Origin of the sequence: Ilumatobacter sp. (genome assembly GCF_041688325.1) — a bacterium.
Lineage (GTDB): Bacteria > Actinomycetota > Acidimicrobiia > Acidimicrobiales > Ilumatobacteraceae > Ilumatobacter_A.
Window position 1 is genome coordinate 1 of sequence record NZ_JBDNIJ010000150.1, and the last position, 3,911, is coordinate 3,911.

3 protein-coding genes and 1 pseudogene are annotated in these 3,911 nt (G+C 61.3%); 3 read left to right on the top strand and 1 reads right to left on the bottom strand.

Annotation, left to right across the window (positions count from 1 at the left end; translation table 11 throughout):
- Window positions 1-747: pseudogene (locus ACH2EI_RS09800) on the top strand (hypothetical protein); the annotation flags it as partial.
- Window positions 744-1,181 carry a WhiB family transcriptional regulator gene (locus ACH2EI_RS09805; protein WP_395159852.1) on the top strand — a complete coding sequence of 146 codons (438 nt, stop codon included), beginning with the start codon at window positions 744-746 and terminating at the stop codon, window positions 1,179-1,181. The pseudogene ACH2EI_RS09800 and the gene ACH2EI_RS09805, both read left to right, overlap by 4 nt.
- 207 nt (window positions 1,182-1,388) lie before the next feature.
- On the opposite strand, the gene ACH2EI_RS09810 is transcribed toward ACH2EI_RS09805, so the two are convergent.
- On the bottom strand, window positions 1,389-1,790 hold the full coding sequence (locus tag ACH2EI_RS09810) for a DUF898 family protein (RefSeq protein ID WP_395159854.1): 402 nt from the start codon (window positions 1,788-1,790) through the stop codon (window positions 1,389-1,391).
- Window positions 1,791-2,173: 383 nt separating this feature from the next.
- Between ACH2EI_RS09810 and ACH2EI_RS09815 the strand changes: the two genes are divergently transcribed.
- Window positions 2,174-3,361, top strand: coding sequence for a hypothetical protein (locus tag ACH2EI_RS09815; RefSeq protein WP_395159856.1), 1,188 nt, complete (start codon window positions 2,174-2,176; stop codon window positions 3,359-3,361).
- Window positions 3,362-3,911: the final 550 nt, after the last annotated feature.

Consider the following 3,911-nt stretch of genomic DNA (forward strand, 5'->3'; position numbering starts at 1 on the left):
CGCACAATTACCGGAGACGGCTGGCTCAGACGCAGCCTCTACACCGATGACGACGTAGTCGCGACATCGTGGCGGCGTTGCGTCATCCTGAACGGGATCACATTGGGCGCCACGTTGCGGCCCGACCTCGCCGAACGGTTGGTCTTGTTCGAGCTGCAACGACCAACCCAATGGCTGACAGAGCGCGAAGTCGACGCCCGACTCGACGACATGCGCCCGAGAGTGTTGGGCGCACTACTCGATCTGGCCGTCGGAGTCATCAAAGAACAACCCACCACCGAGATAGTCCGCGATCTTCGCATGGCCGACTTCGCGACGTTCCTCGCTGCGCACGACACCGTTACAGGGGACGACTCGCTCAAGTCTTACCGGCGCCAGCTCGACACCATCTTCGACGAGGCGCTCGAATCTGACGCTGTCGCCGTCGCCGTTGTGGAGTTCATGGAACATCGCGACGAATGGAGCGGCACCGCCCGACAACTCCTCGCCGAGCTGATCGCACCCATCAACAACCCGCCCGAGTGGCCAACGAACGCCCGCCAGCTCTCCAACGCGATGTCCCGGTCGGCTGCGATGTTGCACAAAGTCGGGATCACCTGGCAGCTCGGACGTCGAATCAAGGCCGGCCGGATCGGCACTTTGACCAGCGTTGAGGTGCCCGACCGTGAAGGTGTTGAGGGTGTCGTCGGTGCTCAGGAATCCCCCTTGTCGTGTCTTGATGTGGTTAAGGGAGAGAAGGCGGCGTGAGCACCCTCAGAGGCAAGACACAACAGAGGGGAAACCTGAGCACCCTCAGCACCCACGACACCGCTCACACCCGACCAGAAGCCAGCGCATTCGACGACAGATCATTCCCGAGAGGAAACCCTGAGATGTACTTCATCGAACCCGACGACACCGGCACTCCACTCCAACGGATAGCGACACGTCAGCCGGCCTGGCTTGACGACGCCCTATGCCGCGACATCGACATCGACATCTTCTTCCCCGGCATCGGGCAAAGCGCACGGCCAGCCTTGGAACTATGTGGACGCTGTCCGGTTCGGATCGAATGCCTAGCCGAAGCGATGGCCGACGAAAGCCTCGACTGGGGAGTGCGTGGAGCGATGACATCGGCAGCACGTAAGCAAGCGAGGAAGGCGCGCTCAGCGACCACTCAGGGCCTGGATGAGGCGGGGTAGGTGCAGCACGTAAACGCAACATGCCAGCACGAAGAACCCCGCCCTTCCCTCCTCTCTCCGCGGGCCTTCAAGGGGGGTCCTCCGTGAGTGAGAATACGCCTCCGCCAGCGAACAACGACCCGGCACGACCTGACCGTTGCCACACAGGACGGACGGGGCGTATCGGACGGCGCCCGGAGTTCCGCAGGGCCGTCGCCTACGTAGCTATCACTGGCGGGGATCGAAAGCCTGATGTTCAACCTTCCACTTCGTCAATCTCGGAATCACCCAGAACGAATATATTCCGAGCGTCACAATCGTGAGAAGTAGCCACTTAATCCAGTTCCCAAATAGGCCGAGACCTTTCCCCGTGAACATGAGCTGCCGACCCTCGATGTACGTGTGCTTCGCCTTCCACCTTTCGCGGAGAACTAAGGCGAACGGGTAGGCGATTCCGAACGTAAAGACTGTCACGAGGAGGGCAAGAATGCCTGTGCCGAAGTAGGTCGCCGCCCCGCCGTCGAACAAGAACGCCGGCACGTCTGAGCGACGACCACTATTCCCCTCCGCTGGTGCTTGATTTTGTTCTGTGGGCGGAGGGGGAGGCGGTTGAAGCCCTGAATCAGACATGTTCATAGGGTAGATCACGCGGCCGGACGCCTTTTACTTGCCAGCCTTCGTGGAGACCCCAACCCGTACACATTGCGAGCAGGACATGCGGGGTCTCCGCTTCCGAGGCCCGACCGACCGTTCGACACCCATGCCCGGCCCAGAGGGTCCTTGACGTCACCGCTACTGTTCTGTGTGAAGTCATCCGACATTGTTTGTCGGCCGGCTTGGCTCACTCTCTCAGCTCTGGCAAACGCCACGGCGCGACAGTCGGCCGAGTCGCCCACACAAGACATCGATTGTCGGCCCTGGTCTGCGAGACACGCCGGGTGAAACGACGAGCGGCCCCTTGCGCGGCCGCGTCTTTCCCCTACTCGAAATCTCCTTGAAAGCAGAACCCTGACATGAATATTCACAACCAGCTCACCGAAGAGCGCGCCAAGCGCGACAGCATCACCCGAGAGCTCAAGACCATCAACGACCGGATGGAAGCCGAGCCCGACAAGACCAAAACCCGCAACCTCTCCGAGCGCGCCTCGAATCTGATTGCCGGGTCGAACCGTTCAATCGACCGCATCGAGCAGCTCGAAAAGGCATTCAACGACGACATCCTCGACCACTACACCAAGGGCAACCTCAGCACAGAACCCGGCGATGGCATGACGCCGATGAACAACCGGAACCGGTTCGGTGCTGCAAAAGCTCAGATGTCGCCACTCACCGAAGCAATCGTCGACGCCGGCTTCGACTTGAAGCGCCGCCCGTCCGTCGAGATCAAAGCCTTCGATGCGCTCAAGTCAAGCTTCCCCGATGTAGGCGAGTGGAACCCGTCGACACCCCAGATGGTGCCGCTCGGCCGCGACTCGCGCTGGTTGTGGCCGAACCTGCCGAGCGAGGACGCCGGCAACAAGTCAGCAATCCAGGACTTCAAGCAGACCGCGCGGACCCTCACCGGCACCGTGAAGCGAAACCTGGACGCGACCAGCGATAAGGCAAACGTCGACACCACCACGGTCCTCGTGAATGACCCGCTGGTCGACTTCGCGGTGACGATCAACGACATTCCGAACGCGGTCCTCGAGTCGGTTCCGCAGTTCGCAGCGTTCATGGAAAGCGAAGGCCAGTTCCAGATCCAGCAGGCGATTGACGCCCACGTCATGGCTCAGATCGAAGCAGCCACGCCGGATTCTGGTCTGACGGGCACGAACCTGATCGAGCAGACCCGTAACGCGATCGGTGCTATGCGGGCGGTGGGCGCACGTCCACGGCTCGCAGTGTTGAACCCGACGGACTCTGTCGAGCTCGACACGTACACCGAATCTGGCAGCGGTGCCTATGTGTTCCCGACACGCTCGACGAACACAGCCTCACCGCTCTGGGATCTCAACGTGATTGAACGCATCGGTGCTGGCGACGAGGCACCGTTCCTGATTGATCCGCAAATGCTCGGCGTGCTCTACCTCGGCGGCATGCGGTTCGACGCTGACCCGTACACCGGGTTCCGAAAGAACTTGACGACATTACGCGTCGAGATCAAGGGCTTGTTCCACGTCCGCAACATCCAGGGCGCCTACAAGATCCTGGCTGAGTAGGCCCAAGTTCTCCCCCGCCCCGCAGTTCGATTGTGACTCCTACTGCAGGGTCCGAGATAGTCAGCGGTGGTTTTAGGAATGGGGCCCATCGCTGACGCAAACGAACGCCCGCCCAGACCGCTCACAGCGGCCTAGGGCGGGCGTTTTGCGTTGGCTGGACAGTGACGCCACGCGGGCTGTTCTCGGGCGCTGCACGCGATCGTTCACGGCTTGATCACCTCAAAAGAATCAGGGTCGGCAGTGCGCTGTCCTCGGTGCGGCCGCCCTGAGAGGACTACTAGTGAGTGCGAAAGTGGCTATCTGCGAGTCGTTTGGAAGACCTGCGCGATGTCAGGTCTTAGGCGCTCAGCGGATAGGCAAATCGGCCTTCAGGATCGCCGCTCTGCCCTAGACCGTGACCCGGGTTATTTGGCTCTTCTCGTTGAAGTGGGGAGTGGGTTTGGGGTGAGGGTCCCCCGGTGGGTGCAGGGATCCCGCCAGAGTTGGAGTGGTTCTACGACTTCAACGGTGAGGAGATCCCTGCGATGGGAGACGGTAGTGGCCTGGCCGA